At 60.8% G+C, this 16,759-nt stretch carries 12 protein-coding genes; 4 read left to right on the top strand and 8 right to left on the bottom strand.

What is annotated here, in order from left to right:
- Positions 1–34: 34 nt before the first annotated feature.
- Entirely contained in the window at positions 35–1,114 is a 1,080-nt protein-coding gene (locus JK176_RS10285; protein ID WP_211587729.1) for a glycosyltransferase family 4 protein, read from the bottom strand.
- Positions 1,115–1,155: 41 nt separating this feature from the next.
- Between JK176_RS10285 and JK176_RS10280 the strand changes: the two genes are divergently transcribed.
- Together JK176_RS10280 and JK176_RS10275 are read left to right on the top strand one after the other, a co-directional pair.
- Positions 1,156–2,178, top strand: coding sequence for an NAD(P)/FAD-dependent oxidoreductase (locus tag JK176_RS10280; protein ID WP_211587728.1), 1,023 nt, complete (start codon positions 1,156–1,158; stop codon positions 2,176–2,178).
- An 86-nt stretch (positions 2,179–2,264) separates the two neighbouring features.
- Entirely contained in the window at positions 2,265–3,515 is a 1,251-nt protein-coding gene (locus JK176_RS10275; RefSeq protein ID WP_099286258.1) for a D-amino acid dehydrogenase, read from the top strand.
- 121 nt (positions 3,516–3,636) lie between these two features.
- On the opposite strand, the gene JK176_RS10270 is transcribed toward JK176_RS10275, so the two are convergent.
- On the bottom strand, positions 3,637–4,008 hold the full coding sequence (locus JK176_RS10270; RefSeq protein ID WP_211571313.1) for a hypothetical protein: 372 nt from the start codon (positions 4,006–4,008) through the stop codon (positions 3,637–3,639).
- A gap of 181 nt (positions 4,009–4,189) precedes the next feature.
- Positions 4,190–6,010 carry a translational GTPase TypA gene (gene typA, locus JK176_RS10265; protein ID WP_099286351.1) on the bottom strand — a complete coding sequence of 607 codons (1,821 nt, stop codon included), beginning with the start codon at positions 6,008–6,010 and terminating at the stop codon, positions 4,190–4,192.
- Between the two features lie 170 nt (positions 6,011–6,180).
- Here typA and queF point away from each other — a divergent pair, with 170 nt between their 5' ends.
- A complete protein-coding gene (queF, locus tag JK176_RS10260) occupies positions 6,181–6,669 on the top strand; it encodes a preQ(1) synthase (protein ID WP_211587727.1) in 489 nt (162 codons plus the stop codon).
- Between the two features lie 3 nt (positions 6,670–6,672).
- On the top strand, positions 6,673–7,500 hold the full coding sequence (locus tag JK176_RS10255; protein ID WP_211587726.1) for an AAC(3) family N-acetyltransferase: 828 nt from the start codon (positions 6,673–6,675) through the stop codon (positions 7,498–7,500).
- Here JK176_RS10255 and JK176_RS10250 read toward each other — a convergent pair.
- The 5 genes from JK176_RS10250 to JK176_RS10230 all read right to left on the bottom strand — a co-directional run bounded on the left by JK176_RS10250 (position 7,494) and on the right by JK176_RS10230 (position 16,517).
- A complete protein-coding gene (locus JK176_RS10250) occupies positions 7,494–9,848 on the bottom strand; it encodes a TonB-dependent siderophore receptor (protein WP_211587725.1) in 2,355 nt (784 codons plus the stop codon). The genes JK176_RS10255 and JK176_RS10250 overlap by 7 nt on opposite strands.
- 189 nt (positions 9,849–10,037) lie before the next feature.
- Positions 10,038–10,514 carry a flavin reductase family protein gene (locus JK176_RS10245; RefSeq protein WP_099286261.1) on the bottom strand — a complete coding sequence of 159 codons (477 nt, stop codon included), beginning with the start codon at positions 10,512–10,514 and terminating at the stop codon, positions 10,038–10,040.
- A gap of 108 nt (positions 10,515–10,622) precedes the next feature.
- Entirely contained in the window at positions 10,623–11,861 is a 1,239-nt protein-coding gene (locus JK176_RS10240; RefSeq protein ID WP_211587724.1) for an outer membrane beta-barrel protein, read from the bottom strand.
- An 81-nt stretch (positions 11,862–11,942) separates the two neighbouring features.
- Complete coding sequence (locus JK176_RS10235) at positions 11,943–12,782, bottom strand: aldo/keto reductase (RefSeq protein WP_211587723.1); 840 nt, start codon at positions 12,780–12,782, stop codon at positions 11,943–11,945.
- An 81-nt stretch (positions 12,783–12,863) separates the two neighbouring features.
- A complete protein-coding gene (locus JK176_RS10230; protein ID WP_211587722.1) occupies positions 12,864–16,517 on the bottom strand; it encodes a PAS domain-containing protein in 3,654 nt (1,217 codons plus the stop codon).
- Positions 16,518–16,759: the final 242 nt, after the last annotated feature.

Genomic DNA, 16,759 nt, shown 5'->3' with positions numbered 1-16,759 from the left:
CGCCCCTGTGCCAGCAAGAGCGTTCGCAGCCCGTTCAGCGACCACCGTTTCGAAGAAGCTCCATCCAGCGCGCCATGACGGGACCTTCCTGAAACGCAGCGGCCCGCAGCCGGGCAGCGTCAGACATAGCCTGACGCCGTTCGGGCGCGCGCATCAGCTCCAACAGGGCCACGGCTAAGGCCTCCGGCTCTTCCGGCGGCACCAGCAATCCGGTCTCGCCATCGCGCACGATCTCCGCCGGCCCGGTCTCGCAGTCGAACGCCACCACCGGCACCCCCGCCGACAGGGCCTCAAGCAGCACCATCGGCAACCCCTCATAACGCGAAGAGGCCACGAACAGGGCGGCACGGGCGTAGTCGGCATCAATGCTCCCGGTTGCAGGCGCAATCGTCATACGATGCAATCCTTCCGCCTGTTGCAGCAGAGCGTCCCGGTCCGGCCCATCCCCCCGGATCAAGAGAGTCCAGCCTGCGCTCGCCGGGTCCTGCTCGACGATCCGCCAAGCCCGCAGCAACAGGTCATAACCCTTCTGCTCTGTCAGTCGTCCCGCCGCCAGAACCAGCCGGGAGTCTGGTGGATAGGGGCTATCCGTCACAGGAGGCGCCATGTTCGGAATAGCCGTCAGCCGAGCACGAACCGTCGTCCCCTCTCGCCACAACGCTATGTCCCGCTGCGTCAGGACAACCACATCATCGGCCCAGCGCGCGGCGATCTGCCGCCCCCAGACCCGTTTGCGACGATCAAGCGTCACGTTGAAATTGAAATGCTCCCACACCACGCAGCGCACACCCGCCAGCTTCGCGGCCGCCACGCCATAGAGCGCATGGGTGGACTCCACGACCACCAGCGTGTCGATCTTCTCCCGTTTCAGGAAACGCGACAAACGCCAGACGATGCGAAACCACGAATTGAAAATCTTTACCGGTCGGTCGAACAGCGCGGTCAGAGGAATCTCAGGCGACAAGGGAAAGGCCGGAGCGCCCGCGCCGACCAGTTCCACCAGCCGCACGTCGCAGCCCTGACGCACCAGTCCGTTCATGACGGCACAGGCCGAACGTTCCGTCCCGCCGAGGCCCTTCAGGTCCTGAATTACAAACGTATATCGTACGTTCAATGCCCTACCCCAAGCCCTTCAAACCGATTATGAAACAGATCATGACGACTGCACCTCACACCCTGACCACCGATGTCGCAATTGTCGGCGCCGGTCCGACCGCCCTCTTCGCCGCGTTCGAATGTGGCATGCTCAAACTGTCCTGCGTCCTGATCGACGCTCTCGACAGTGTCGGCGGACAATGTGCGGCGCTCTATCCGGAAAAACCGATCTACGACATTCCGGCCCATCCCGCTATCGAAGGCGGCGCGCTGATCGAGGCCCTCGAACAGCAGATCGCCCCGTTCGACGTACCCCGTTTGCTGGGCTCGCGGGTCGAGACACTGGAAGGCCGTCGCGGGGATTTCACGCTGAAAACCGCACGCGGCGATATTATCCGCGCCAAGGCCGTTATCATCGCCGCCGGTGCCGGTGCGTTCGGACCGAACCGTCCGCCGCTCGACGGGCTCGAAGCCTATGAGCGCACGGGCGCAGTGCAGTATTACGTCAAGAAACGTGCCGACTTCACCGGCAAGCGCGTCGTGGTTGCAGGCGGCGGCGATTCCGCGCTGGACTGGGCGCTGTCCCTCTCCGATGTCGCCGAGAAAATCTATCTGCTACATCGCCGGGACCGATTCCGTGGCGCCCCCGAGACACTGTCTCGTATCGAACAGCAGATTGAGGCCGGGAAGATCGAGAAGGTTGTGCCCTATCAACTCCATGCCCTGCACGGCACGGACGGCGTGCTTTCGAGCGTGGAAGTCACCACCCTTGAAGGTGCATCACGCCATATCGAAGCCGATGCGCTTCTGCCGTTCTATGGCCTGTCCACCGATCTGGGGCCGATTGCGCTTTGGGGGCTGGACACGCATCGCAACACCGTCCCCGTCACCCCGGCCACGCTGGAAAGCAGCACGCCGGGCATTTTCGCAATCGGGGACGTGGCGACCTATCCGGGCAAGCTGAAGCTGATCCTTCAGGGCTTCTCCGAAGGCGCCATGGCAGCTCATGCCATCCATGCCATCGTTCATCCCGACACGGCCCTGCATTTCGAATATTCGACCAGCAAGGGCGTTCCGGGCTAACGCAACGAGGCAGCATTTTTCGTGGCGCTGAGCCGATCACGGTCAGTTCAGGGCGGTTCTACAGACGACAACACAGCAGGACAGATATGAAAGTCATCGTCATGGGCGCCGGAGTGATCGGCGTTACAACGGCCTGGTATCTCGCTCAGGAAGGCCATGAAGTCGAAGTGATCGACCGCCAGCCGGGTGTGGGTCTGGAGACGTCTTTTGCGAATGCAGGACAGGTTTCTCCCGGCTACTCGACCCCCTGGGCCATGCCGGGTCTGCCGCTCAAGGCCGCGAAATGGATGTTCGAAAAGCACAGCCCGCTCGTCGTGCGCCCGCGCTTCGATACGGCCATGTTCCGCTTCATGGGCGAACTGCTCATGAACTGCACGGAAAAGGCCTATGACATCAACAAGGGCCGGATGCTGCGGATTGCAGAATATGCCCGCGACCGTCTGGACGCCCTGCGCGCCGAGACCGGCATCACCTATGACGGCGCCCAGAAGGGTCTGATCCAGCTTTTCCGTACGGACAGTCAAGTCGAATACGCCGCCGAAGACATGCGCCTGCTGGCGGAAAGCGGCGTCGAGCACAAGCTGCTGACCGTGGACGAAATCCTCGCCCGCGAGCCCGGCCTCGCCCATGCGCGCCACCTGCTCAAGGCCGGTCTGCTGCTGCCGGGTGACCAGACGGGCGATGCCCATCTCTTTACGCGTCGTCTGGCCAAGATGGCCGAGGAAAAGGGCGTGAAGTTCCATCTCGGCGTTACGATCGAGGCTCTGGAAGCCGCCAGCGACGCCATCGTCAGCATCCGCACCAGCGCCGGACGCATGACGGCGGACCGCTATGTTCTGGCGCTCGGCAGCTATTCCCCGCGCTTCCTCAAGCCGCTGGAACTGCGTCTGCCGATCTATCCGGTCAAGGGCTACTCCCTGACCATGCCGATCACGGACGAAAGCCGCGCCCCCGTCTCGACCGTCAATGACGAGACGTACAAGGTCGCCATTACGCGTCTGGGCGATCGCATCCGCATCGGCGGCACGGCGGAACTGAACGGCTTCAACCTGCGCCTCAGCCCGGATCGTCGCGAAACGCTGGAACTGTCCTTCAGCGAAATGTATGGCGGCGGGGACCTGTCCTCCGCGAAATACTGGACCGGCCTGCGCCCCTGCACACCGGACGGCACGCCGATCGTCGGGCCTTCCCCGCGTTACGGCAATCTGTGGCTCAACACCGGCCACGGCACGCTGGGCTGGACCATGACCGCAGGCTCCGGCCAGATCGTCGCGGACCAGATCTCCGGCCGTCAGACTGCCATTCCGTCGCTCGACCTGTCGCTCGACCGCTACTGATACGTTCCGTCCGTAAGCCAGCACGGTTTACGGACGCTACAGGGCACAAAAAAGGGGGTCTGCCATGAGCAGACCCCCTTTTTGCTTTCCGCAGGTCTTCAAAAGAACCGCAGAAGATACCTTAGTTGGACGGTGCAGCGTCTTCAGTCGGCGCGGCATCCGTCGCAGCGGACGTCTTCTTGTGGTGCTTGTGCTTGTGGTGATGCTTCTTGCCGGAATGCTTCTTCTTGGGCGTCTCGGCTTCGGCAGCCGGAGCAGCTTCAGCAGGGGCGGCCGGGGCAGCAACTGCGGGAGCCGGGGCAGTCTGAGCTTCAGCGGCAGGTGCAGCAGGGGCTGCCGTCGTAGCGGGATCGGCGAATGCCGGAGCGGCCGTCAGAGCCAGAGCAGAAACGGCGGCGATCAGGGACAGATTGAAAAGGCGCATCTGGAAACGAGGCTCCATAACAGAATAAAGACCGATCACATTCAGACGGTCTGAAGTGGTCTCGTCCATAACTTTATCATTCCCGCGTCATACGGTCGCGCATTAACTTTATGAAATTTCAGTCTCTTGCGCGTGCAGAGTGCGAATACGCCTCAATTCAGACAAAGTCCCTTATCGTCCATAGAAAAAGGCGTGTCCCGAACAAACGGAACACGCCTTTTTCTTGAAACCCCGTCCTGAAAGAGGCGGTTCAGCTTGCGCGGGACTTCGTGGCGCGCTTGCGATCATGCGGGTCCAGATGCAGCTTGCGGATCCGGATGGCAGACGGCGTCACTTCGACCAGCTCATCGTCTTCGATATAGGCGATGGCCTGCTCAAGGCTCATGCGGCGCGGCGGCGTCAGAAGCAGGGCTTCGTCCTTGCCGGAAGCACGCATGTTGGTCAGCTTCTTTTCGCGGACCGCGTTGATGTCGAGATCGTTCTCACGGGAATGCTCGCCAAGGATCATGCCCATGTAGATCTTCTCGCCAGCATCGACGAACATCGTGCCGCGATCCTGAAGGGAGAACAGCGCGTACTGCGTCGTCGTACCGTCTTCAGCCGAAATCAGCGAGCCGTTACGGCGGCCTTCAATCGTGCCCACATACGGCAGATAGCCGTGGAACAGACGGTTCATGAGGCCCGTACCGCGCGTGTCGGTCAGGAACTCGCCGTGATAGCCGATCAGGCCGCGCGACGGGATCAGGAACGTCAGACGAACCTTTCCGCCACCGGACGGACGCATGTCCTGCATGACGCCCTTACGGAGCGACATTTTCTCAACGACAACGCCCGAATACGGCTCGTCCACGTCGACCAGAACTTCTTCGAACGGCTCTTCGCGCTCGCCGGTCTCTTCGTTTTCACGGAACAGAACGCGCGGACGGCCGATCGTCAGCTCAAAGCCTTCACGACGCATCGTCTCGATCAGAACGCCAAGCTGAAGTTCGCCACGACCAGCAACTTCGAAAGCTTCGCTTTCCGGGCTTTCCGTCACCTTGATGGCCACGTTGCCTTCAGTCTCCTTGAAGAGACGGTCGCGGATCTGGCGCGACGTCACCTTCTTGCCTTCACGACCGCCCAGCGGGCCATCGTTGATGCGGAAGGTCATGGACAGGGTCGGCGGATCGACCGGACGCGACGGCAGCGGCTCGTTGATGGACGGATCGGCAATCGTGTCGGGAATCGTCGCTTCGGACAGACCGGCCACGGCCACGATGTCACCGGCTTCGGCTTCTTCCACAGGCACGCGATCGAGGCCACGGAAGGACAGCAGCTTCGTCAGACGACCGGTTTCAACGATCGTGCCATCCGGACGCAGCACGCGCACCGGCATGTTCACCTTCGCACGACCCTGATCGATACGACCTGTCAGGATGCGGCCCAGGAAGTTGTCGCTCTCAAGAATGGTGGAGACCATTCCGAACGGCGCATCCTTGTCCACGTTCGGCTGCGGCACATGGCGCAGTACGAGGTCGAACAGCGGAGCAAGGTCCTTCTTCGGTCCGTCCAGCTCCAGATCGGCCCAGCCCTGACGGCCCGAAGCGTAAAGCATCGGGAAGTCGAGCTGGTGCTCGTCGGCGCCGAGGGACGCGAACAGATCAAAGATCTCTTCGTGCACTTCGTCCGGACGGGCGTCGGAACGGTCAATCTTGTTGACGACGACGATCGGACGGATGCCACGGGCCAGCGCTTTGCCAAGCACGAACTTGGTCTGCGGCAGCGCGCCTTCAGCAGCATCGACGAGGATGATCGCGCCATCCACCATGCTCAGGATACGCTCGACCTCACCGCCGAAATCGGCGTGGCCCGGGGTATCGATGATGTTGATGCGGGTTTCTTTCCACACAACGGACGTGCACTTGGCGAGAATGGTGATGCCACGCTCGCGTTCGAGGTCGTTGCTGTCCATCGCACGATCAGCAACATGCTGATTGTCGCGGAAAGAGCCGGACTGTTTGAGAAGCGCGTCAACCAGCGTGGTCTTGCCATGATCGACGTGCGCGATGATGGCGATATTACGGAGTTCCATGTGGTCTTCCAGACGGGAGGCATCGAAGAGAGGATTTGCGCCGTCTTCTGCACCGAATCCCGCCAATATGCAAACTCTGTCACCGTCTTTTCGTCCTGAAGATGCCTTGAGCCTGCGGGAAAGCTGGGCCACATCTCACAAAACACCGCCCCTTCGAGGAATTCAGCCCCATGTCCGACCATCAGCCCACCGGCCCCTCCGCCCCCGGCACCGATGCGCTCAGCCAGCTTGGCCGCGCCACCACGACGCCGCAGAGTCCCGAGGAAGCCGTTCTCGAGCGCGTCCCCTCCCCGCATCAGGGACGGCAGTATGTGGTGCGCTTCACAGCCCCGGAGTTCACCTCTCTCTGCCCCGTCACGGGACAGCCGGACTTCGCGCATATCGTCATCGACTACATCCCCGGCGAATGGATCGTGGAGAGCAAGTCTCTCAAGCTCTTCCTGACCAGCTTCCGCAATCATGGCGCGTTCCATGAAGACTGCTCCATCGCGATTGCCGAGCGTCTGATGGCACTGCTTGATCCGCAATGGCTGCGGATCGGGGCGTACTGGTATCCGCGCGGCGGCATCCCCATCGATGTGTTCTGGCAAACGGGCGAGCCGCCGAGGGGCGTGTGGATTCCCGCACAGGACGTGCCGGGTTATCGCGGTCGCGGCTGAAGCGTGACTGAAGCCGCCGCCATCGCCCGCTCCAGCGGCCCTGTGACGCAGGCGCGACTGGTGGTGGATCTGCAACGCCTCGGCGTCCTGCAGGGGATGACGCTTCTGGTTCATAGTTCCCTGAGCCGGATCGGCTGGGTTTGCGGGGGGGCGCGAACGGTTATCGAAAGTCTGCTTCAGGCGGTCGGCTCGGACGGGACGATCGTCATGCCAGCGCAATCCTGCGAACTGAGCGACCCGTCAGGCTGGTGCGACCCTCCTGTGCCGGAAAGCTGGTGGGAGACGATCCGCGCGACCATGCCGCCCTATGATCCGCATCTGACGCCGACGCGGGGCATGGGACAGATTGCCGAAATTTTCCGGACATGGCCCGGCGTGCAGCGCAGCGCCCACCCGCAGGTTTCATTCACCGCTCTGGGGCCGCTGGCGGCGGATATTCTGGCAACTCAGCCGCTGGAAGATCCGTTCGGCACCCTCTCCCCGCTTTCGGCTTTGTCAGACCATAACGCACAGGTTTTGATGATCGGAACGGGCTGGGACACCTGTACGGCGCTGCATCTGGCCGAGCGCCTCGCCGATCCTGACGGGCCAAGATTTCAGGACGGAACCTGCATCACGGCAGTCGGAGAACGCCGTTGGATCAGCATCAGCCTCCCCGAGACGCAGACGGAGCGGTTCGAACCTTTTGGTGCAAAGCTCGATGGAAACGCGCTACTCCGCCACGGGCATATCGGTTCGGCGGCCTCACGCCTGTTCCCGCTGGCCCCGGCCATTCGCATGGCCGTGCAGGACTGGAGCAGACAGGAACAGCCGCCGCAGAGCGATCAGTAAGACGCGCTGATCTCGCCAAGGAACATGCGTCCGGCAGACGGGGTGGCGCGGTTGGAGAACAGGCTCTGGTAATTCAGGCGGTTCGCCAGATTATAGCCGTTCATCGCTAGCTTCCAGTGCTGGTTGAAGCGGTGTGAAATCATGGCGCTGAAATCCAGATTGGCCGGAGCACGGAACTTGTTTGCAGCATCCAGCCACACATGCTCACGCCATGTCAGGCCGCCGCCAAACGTCACGTTGTAAGGCTTGCCTGCGAAGGCGTTATAGGCCGACCACAGCGTTGCCTGATTATGCGGCACATACTGCACGTTCTTTCCACGATTGGCCTTCGTGGCGGAATAAGTGGTGCTGCTATCATACAGCGCATAAGTGGCGGACACGTTCCAGCCCGGCAGAATAATGCCGCCAACGGACAGTTCGAGCCCCTGATTGCGCTGCTTGTCAGACGAACCCGTAATTTCGCCCGTTACCGGATCGGCATTCAGCGCATTGCCCTTGTCCAACCGGAACAGCGACGCCGTCACGCCCAACCGGTCGTGCAGAATGCTGTACTTGGCCCCGAGTTCATAAAGCTGCGCCTTTTCCGGGCTGGCGAAGGAGTTGGTGCCAGGACGGATCGGCACGGAGCCGTTGGTCACATACATGCCCATCGGCGTCGTGGAATTGGCCCATGTGAAATAGTAGGTCTGATGCGAATCCGGCGTCAGGACGAGGCTGGCATTGGGGTTAAACACCCCGCTCACATCATGGAAATGCTGGTCAGGGTTCTTCGCAACATCCCCGCCCGTCAGGTTATAGCTCGTCTGCCAGCGGTCCCAGCGGAACCCGCCCTTCAGCGACAGCCAGTTCGTGAACCAGATCTGGTCGAACAGGAACAGCCCGGTGTCGAACCCGTATCCGTTGCTGTGTGACTTCGCGCCCAGCGATCCCAGCGAGACAAGCCCACCCGGATTCATATCGCCCGGTACCAGATCCAGATTTCCAACATGCGGATTCGGATTGACGAGATTCGCATAGGGCTTGGGCTTCAGATAGGTCGACTGCGACCGCACATCATTGACGCGCTCGATATCAAAACCCGCGACAACCTGATGACGCAGGAAGCCGGTGTGGAAGTCCGCAACCATCGAGCCGACATTCTGAACGGACCAGCTCGTCTGCTGATACGGCAGCGGCGCCATATACGTCCCAGGCCCCGTCCCAGCGCCGGCACCGACCGGCCCCGAGCGCGCCACAAGCGCCTTGGACGGATCGCCGCTGAAATAATTGTTCACGCAGGTCGTATCGCAGGTCGCTTTGGAGGCCGCGAACGTCCGGTAATATTCGCCGCCGCGCAGATCATCATAGAACGTGATGTGTTTGTTCAGTTTGAAGCTAAAACGGGCCGTTTCCATGTTGGCGTTTGTGGCGTTCTGGTCATTGTCCGTGCCGTACCAGTTGCTACGGCGGATGCCATATTCCGTGATGGGCTGACCATAAGCCGCGCCCGGCTTCGTCACGACCGGCACACCGAAATCCGGAATCGAATTTTCCTGCTGGTGCATATATTGCAGAACCAGCGTCGTTCTCTTGCCGATGCCAAAAGCCAGCGACGGCGCGATACCCCAGCGATGGGAATAGAGGTTGTCGCGCCCGACGATATTGTGCTCGTCGCCCATGCCCGTGATGCGGAAGGCCGTTGAATCGTTGATCTTCTGGTTGACGTCCAGCGTGCCACGATAATAGCTGCCAGACCCGCCGGAAAACTCAGCGTTGTAATGGTTTTTCAGACCGGGCGTTTTGGTGACCATGTTGATGGCGCCACCCGTCGTCCCATTGCCGAACACTTCGGAAGACGGCCCCTTGATGACCGAAACGGTCTCGAAATTGAACGCATCGCGCGAATAAACGCCGAAATCCCGCAGTCCGTCTTCGTAGATGTCATTCTGCGCCTGAAAACCGCGAATCAGGAACTGGTCGCCGTTCATACCGCCCGCGCCCTCACCGATGGACGTCGTCACACCCGGAACGTTCCGCAGTGCCTCGTCGAGGGATTTCACGTTCTGCTGCTGCATCAGGGCCTGCGGCACCACGTTGATGTTCTGCGGCGTATGCATCACGTCCTGCGGCATCCGCGACAGCCCGGTAGAGTCATGCATGGTGTTGAAACCATGCCCCTGCACCGTCAGATATTCTGCATCCGCACCTTCAAGACTCTGGGTCTTGTTCAGGGATTTTGCCGCAGAGGGGGCCTTGGGGTTCGGTTTTTCGTCTTTTTTAACGGGGTCCGCCGCATAGCCCTGTGACGACATCAGCAGCGTTCCCGCAACTGAGAGTGAAGTAATGTGCGTGCGCAGCGAACCGGTCATTGAAGGCCTCTTGGTTACGGACATGTCTCGTTATGTTGCAGAGGCAAATATTAGAAATAAGAATCATTCGCAATAAGTTTTTAAAAAAACATTCTCCCGGATCAAAAACCCTCCCAAAACACATCAGGCTCTCCACCCCGCATACAGAGGATGGAGAGCCTGTCAGGTCTCTTCAGAATTTTACAGACGTCAGAGCGTAATGCCGAGCTGTCCCTGAAAATACAGCAGAGGTGCGCGGTTTTCGTCGAGCTCAAGTGAAACAGGACGCGCCATGAACAGCGCATGCGTACCGCCCTGGAATGTTTCGACCAGTTCGCAGTGCATCTTCACCAGCGAATCCCGAACAAAGGCCGTGCCATCGGCCGAGCGTTCGATCACGTCGGAGCCGAACTTGTCTCCCGTGCGGCTGGCGAACAGCATCGCCACGTCCTTGTGGTCGTTGCCCAGAATGCTGAGGCCGAACGTGCCAGCTTCCGCAATCGCGCGATAGGTCGCGCTGGCACGGTTGAGACAGATCAGCAGCAGAAGCGGATCGAGAGATACGGAGGTCAGGGCGCTGATGGTCGCGCCCTGCTCGCCTTCGCTGCCTTTGGCCGTCACCACAGCCACACCCGTGGCGAAATGGGACATGGCCTTGCGGAAATCGGTGTCGTTCGGAGTCGTCATGCAGACTCCTTGCCATAATCCGACGCGCAGCGCACCTCCCCTCCAGAAACGAACAGGGTGCAGGGATCAAGATCCCTGCCGGGTCCGGGCAGAGCCCGGATTATCCTTTCAAAACCCCAAAGTCATATCCGCCCCGAACAGAATGCGGCCCATATGGTGCTGGTCATCGAACGGGCGCGTGCCGTTGAGAGAACGGTCAAAACGCAACTCCGGCCGAAACTGGAGCAGCTTGATGTGATGCCCCACATCCGGCCGCCAGACAGTGTTGAGCGTCAACGCGCCATAGGTCGTGGCGGGAGCAGACACAGACCGTGTCGGATTGCCAAGCAGAGCCTGTGCATAGCCTTCATTCTCGGCAAAACTCGCAACGAAACTGCCGGTATTGTCCCGATATAGCTCGGCCCGCGCATTGACGGTCAGGTTCGGATGAATGTGCCACCCGCCCCACACCACCGCGCTCCATGTATCGGCCCGCAGCCCTTCGTCATGAAGCTGGTTCACTTCCGCCGTGACACTCCATTTTTTCGAGAAGGTCCAGGTTCCGTTCAGATCGTTCCAGTACCGCATGGCCCCGTTGGCCCTCGGCCCCAGAGCACGCACGGCATCTTCTGGCCCGACCCTCAACAGATAGGTGAAGGACAGATGACCGTCCGCCAGATCATTGCCCGTCACACCCAGATATCCGGCGGGGCGGTCATTGTTATCCCCCCGCCCGAAGGACGTCTGGTTGCCGGTATCCGCGCCAAACTGAAGATCGAAATGCTTGTCCAGATGAAGCTGGAACATGCCTCCCACATGCTCGAACGGCGTGGAATATTCGGTCGTATACGCCAGCGTATAGAAGGCGCGCGTCGAAGGATCGAGCGTCTCCACGCCCATGGGCGACGTCAGAATCCCGATCTGCCCGTCCAGCCCCCGGCTCGTAAACCACGGCATATGCAACGCGACATTGGCAAAGGCCGGCATGGCCTGATAGCGGCCATTGATCCAGCGGTCGGACACACCCGCGATCGTGTAACTCCGGGCATCAGAGCCATAGAGCATCCGCAGATTCATCCCTAGCCCATACCCATCCCCGATCGGGTCGACGGGTTTCGTGAATGTGAAAGTCAGCTGGTTCAGCGTCGCCTGATCGGCATAGGGCGAGAGAAGCTGGCCGAAATTGAGATTGTTGGCGGGATGGCTCGAACTGCCCATGACGCCGCCTTCGATCTGCGCGCCCAAGGAGACATCAGAAAACCACTGATCCGTCCACGCTTTGTCCTGTGTCTCCGCGGCACGCGCCTGCGCGCCTGCCAGCAGAACCGCAAAAACCACCCTCAAACCCAGGCCCAAACGCTGCCTCATGCCATCCACCTTCCGGTTGCATGAGGCAGCCCATAGCACAGGCCCGATTTTTTACTTAATGTTGCGAAAGAGGAATATTTCTCAAAATTTCGCCGTTTTCGGGTCTGCGCCCATCCGGCCATCCGCACGATCCATCCCTTCGATGGCCTGCATGTCGCCGCTGTCCAGCACAAAACCGAACACATCCAGATTTTCCGCCAGACGCTTCGGATTGACGGATTTTGGAATCACGATCAGTCCGTTCTGAAGATGCCAGCGGATCACGACCTGAGCCGGAGTCCGTCCGTGTTTTTCAGCAATCGCCCCGATCCGCTCATCACTCAACACACGTCCCTTACCAAGCGGACGCCAAGCTTCGGTACGGATATTGTGCTTTTCGTGAAATTCCCGCAGAGCGCGCTGCTGGAAATCGGGATGGAGTTCAATCTGGTTGACGACCGGCACCACCCCCGTCGCATCGATGATCCGCTCTAGATGCTCCGGCTCAAAATTGGACACACCAATGGACTTCACACGGCCGGATTTTTTCAGTTCGACCAACGCCTTCCATGTCTCGACATATTGCCCCTGATCCGGCATTGGCCAGTGGATCAGATACAGATCCAGCACCGGACGACGTAGCAAACGCGCGCTTTCTTCATAGGCCCGCAGGGCGTTGTCGTAACCCTGCTCGTCATTCCACACCTTGGTCGTGAGGAAGATTTCCGGATGGTCTTCCAGACCTTCGCCGACCCCGGCTTCATTCTTGTAAAGCCGCGCCGTATCAACGGAGCGATACCCGAGTTTCACGGCTTCCCGAACAATATCAGCAGTCTCGTCCGGAGGCGTCTGCCAGACGCCCAGACCGATCTGAGGCATGGTATTGCCATCGTGAAAGGAAATAACCGTCTGGGCGTCGGCGGATGGAACCTGTGACGACATGTCTGCCTCCTTGCAGGACTTAAAGAAAAATCATCAGCGTGTAGGGTGCTGGCTTTTCAACGCGAACTCCGGACAGGAGGTTCAGTCTCCGTTCAGCAGAAGGGCCAGTTTGCGATTGAACGTCTCGACCGTGAAAGGCTTGACCAGAAGCGCACATCCAGCGGCAAGTGACTGATTTCCGATGATGTTCTGCTCGGCATACCCCGTGATAAACAGCACTTTAAGCGACGGCCATCGCGCCAACATCTGCTCCCCCAGTTCGCGCCCGTTCATGCCACCCGGCATCCCGATGTCGCTGATGAGAAGCGAAGGCGGCGCGCCTTCCGCCACGAGCGCCTTCGCGGACGGCCCATCGCAGGCGCCCTGCACGATGCCGCCCAGATCCGCCACCATATCCGTCACGATCATCCGCACCGCCTCCTCGTCATCCACGACGAGCACGCGCAATCCTTCCAGAAGACGGGGTTGCGGCGCCGAAGGCAACGGAGGCGGCTCCGGACGCAAAGTCTCCTGCCCTTCATAACGCGGCAGCCAGAGCGATACGGCGGTTCCCTGCCCCGGAGCAGAACGGATCTCCACCTTCCCGCCCGACTGCTGGGTGAAGCCGTAGATCATGCTCAGCCCCAGTCCGGTTCCCGCCCCCTGTGGCTTGGTCGTGAAAAACGGATCGAAAGCACGCTGGACGACCTCGGGCGACATCCCACAGCCTTCATCCTGCACCGTCAGAACCACATAGTCGCCCGGCGGGATCGCCGTTTCGACAGACCGTGTCCGCCCCAGAATCCAGTTGGCACTCTTTACCCGCAGCGTGCTGCCCTGCTCGTGCATGGCATCGCGGGCATTGATGCACAAATTAAGGATGGCGTTTTCAAGCTGATTGGCATCCACCCGCGTCCGCCACAGATCCGGCTGAAGATCCAGAACAAGATCTATGCCTGGCCCGACCGTCCCACGAAGCAGGCTTTCCAACCCCTGAACCAGCACATTCATGTCCGTCGGGCTCGGATCGAGGGTCTGACGCCGCGAGAAAGCCAGCAGACGATGGGTCAGCGACGCCGCGCGCCGGACCGCCTCCTGCGAGGCCGTAATGTAACGCCCCAGACCGTCCGTCCGCCCCTGTGCAATCCGCAGCCCCAGAAGTTCCAGTCCCCCGCCGATCCCGGCCAGAAGATTGTTGAAATCATGCGCCAGACCGCCCGTCAGCTGGCCAACCGCCTCCATCTTCTGGGCCTGACGAAGCTGTTCCTCCAGTTCGTTACGGCGGGTCAGATCCCGCCCGACCGCATAGATCGCGTCGCCTTCGTCATTGCAGCTCCAGTTATAGGTCCGCCAGGAGCCGTCATGCCGCCGCATCCGCACATCCAGACCCGCCGCCGGCCAGGGCGTGCCTTCCATAAGACGCGCAAACGTGTCCCGGACGGTCCGCTTGTCATCAGGGTGACACAGCGCATCCAGCCGCAGCCCGGCCAGTTCGTCCATTCTGTAGCCCTGCATCTCTTCCCAGCTTGGGCTGACCGCAACGTAATAGCCGTGACGGTCAATGATGACGAACAGATCTTTTGCGATGTTCCACAGCCGATCGCGCTCGCGGGTCCGTTGCAGGATCCGCTCTTCGAGCATGACGTTGAGGTCCCGGATCTGCTGCTGGGTCCGGGCCTGACGCATGGACGCATGGGTGCGGTCCGCCACAGCACGGGTGAAGACGATTTCCTCATCCGTCCAGACATGCGGCACGTCGTGGCAGACGAACATCAGCCCCACAAAGCGCCCGAACTTGAAAATCGGAATAGCAAGAAACGCGACGATCCCCTCGGCCATATAACGTGCGCCATGCCCAGCCGTCAGAACATCCGTATGGACATCGGTAATGGCGACGGGCTCACCGCGCCCCAGAGCGGACCGGAATTCCCCATAATCGGCAAACATCCGCACGCCCACGAGCGGACGTCCCGCTTCGGCGATACCGCCGACGGTCATGCCGGTGCCGTCGTCATTGACCATGCCGTAACCCGCGCCACTGGCATTCAGTTCCCGGCAGATAATCCGGGCAGCGACCTCTTCCATCATGCTGGTATCGTCGAGCGCGCGAAGCTGGTCTCCAAGCTCGACGAGCGCTGCCTGTCGCAAAGCCTGACGCTTGCTCCGGTCGATATCGAACACAATGCCGGGAAAGCGGGCCACACGCCCCTCTTCCCCCAGATCGCAGCGCCCATTGCCCTCGAACCAGCGCTGTCCTTCGGGCGTTTCCGCCCGGAATTCGAAACGGCATTTTCCGCCCCGCCGCGTTGCCGCCGTGACAGCCTGCACCACCGCGAACCTATCCCGTGGATCAACCGCGTCGTAAATGACATTGGGCATGACGCCCTCACGCAGCCAGGCCGGGTCCAGCCCCAGCGTCAGAGCCAGCCGGGCATCGCCCATCATCCGCGATGTGCTGTCATCCCACATCCACGTCCCGGCGATGGCCCCTGCATCGAGGGCAAGCTGGAGCCGCTCGGCGGATTGGTTGGCATCTGTCAGATCGCGCCCGATCGCCAGCAGACGCTGCACGTCCCCGTCTTCCCCGAGCACAGGGGTAACGACCACATCCCAGAAGCGGCGCGTGCCCTTCATGGTCATGGCATAGCCCTGAAACCGCGCCGTTTCGCCCTCAAGAGCGCTCTGCACCGCCAGAGCTGCCCGCCGACGCGGTTGCCCGCGCCACAGATCCACCCAAGGCAGCCCGTGCATGATGATCGGACTGTCCATCTCCATAGAGCGGACGCCCCCTTCGTTGACGAAGCGGATACAGCCGTCGCAGTCGAGAATATGGATGCAGTCCGGCAGGCTCGACAGCAACAGCCGGGTAAAGGATTCACTGGATCGCAGGGCTTCGGCCGTCAGAGACGCGGAGGAGACGTCCATCGCCAGACCAACGCTGCGCCGTCCATCGGGGCGGCTGTCGTCTTCCCGCCACCCGCGCAACAGCACATGACGGAGCATGGGCGTATCCTGCGCGGCGTGGTTCGTCGTGGAGGACTGTGCAGGCTGATAAGAAAAGCGTGAGGGCACCAGAATCCGGAAACGCAGTTCGTAGCCGCCTTCGTCCCGGAGTTCGTCCTCAATGCTGTCATCATAAATGAACCGGTCGTCCGGATGCAGGAACTCCAGCAGTTCATCGACTGGGACGCCAACTGCAAGCCGCTCTGGCGGCAATCCCCACAGTCCGGCGAAGCGCGCATCTCCCGTCACCATCCGCATCGCAAAATCGCAGCGATAGAACGCCACATCCGCCGTCTCCGCCACGCGCTGCATCCGCAGCTGCATCCGTTCGACGGTCGCATGTTCGCGGGTGATATGTTCCTCCGGCGTTTGGGGAGCAGGCTGTTCGCGCAGCAGATCGTCCACCTGCAACTCACACAAGGCCCGGACATGCTCCAGCGCCGGAGCATTCTGCCGCACACACAGCCAGACCTCCACGGCGCCGGACCGTACCGGGAGAAGACATACCGTGCACACGCCAAGAGACTGACCGTCCATGAGACAAGCCGCACCCTCTGCGGCAATCGCGCTCCCACCACCGCCCAGAACCCGCACACCCTGCGTGTCCCGCACCAGAAGTGCGGCTTCTCCCCCGCCTTCAGCCGCAGCAAGGGCCAGAAGATGACCGCACAGAATCGAGGCACGGCCGCCAGCAGGAGAAGACTGCAGCACCAACGCTTCCGTTTCCCGGTCCGTCTCCTGCACGCGATCCATCAACCCACTCCCTCAGCCCTGCCCGCCCGGGCACGTCTCCTGCGGGAACTGTATCACTCCATCACAGAACAGGCGATCTGATGCCGAAACGCAGGACTTGCCGAAAAATACGGAACGGGAGAAAACTGTGGCGCAACTGCACCGGCAGCGAAAATCCCGATAATTATAACATATAATTTTGAATATTTTCCCAATTACGTGTTATAGTTTAAGGCTCAAGATGGCGAATCATGGTGCCTGTC

The organism is Gluconobacter sp. Dm-73 (genome assembly GCF_018256215.1).
GTDB classification, from domain to species: Bacteria; Pseudomonadota; Alphaproteobacteria; order Acetobacterales; family Acetobacteraceae; genus Gluconobacter; species Gluconobacter cadivus.
This window is presented reverse-complemented; position numbering and strand designations above follow the sequence as displayed.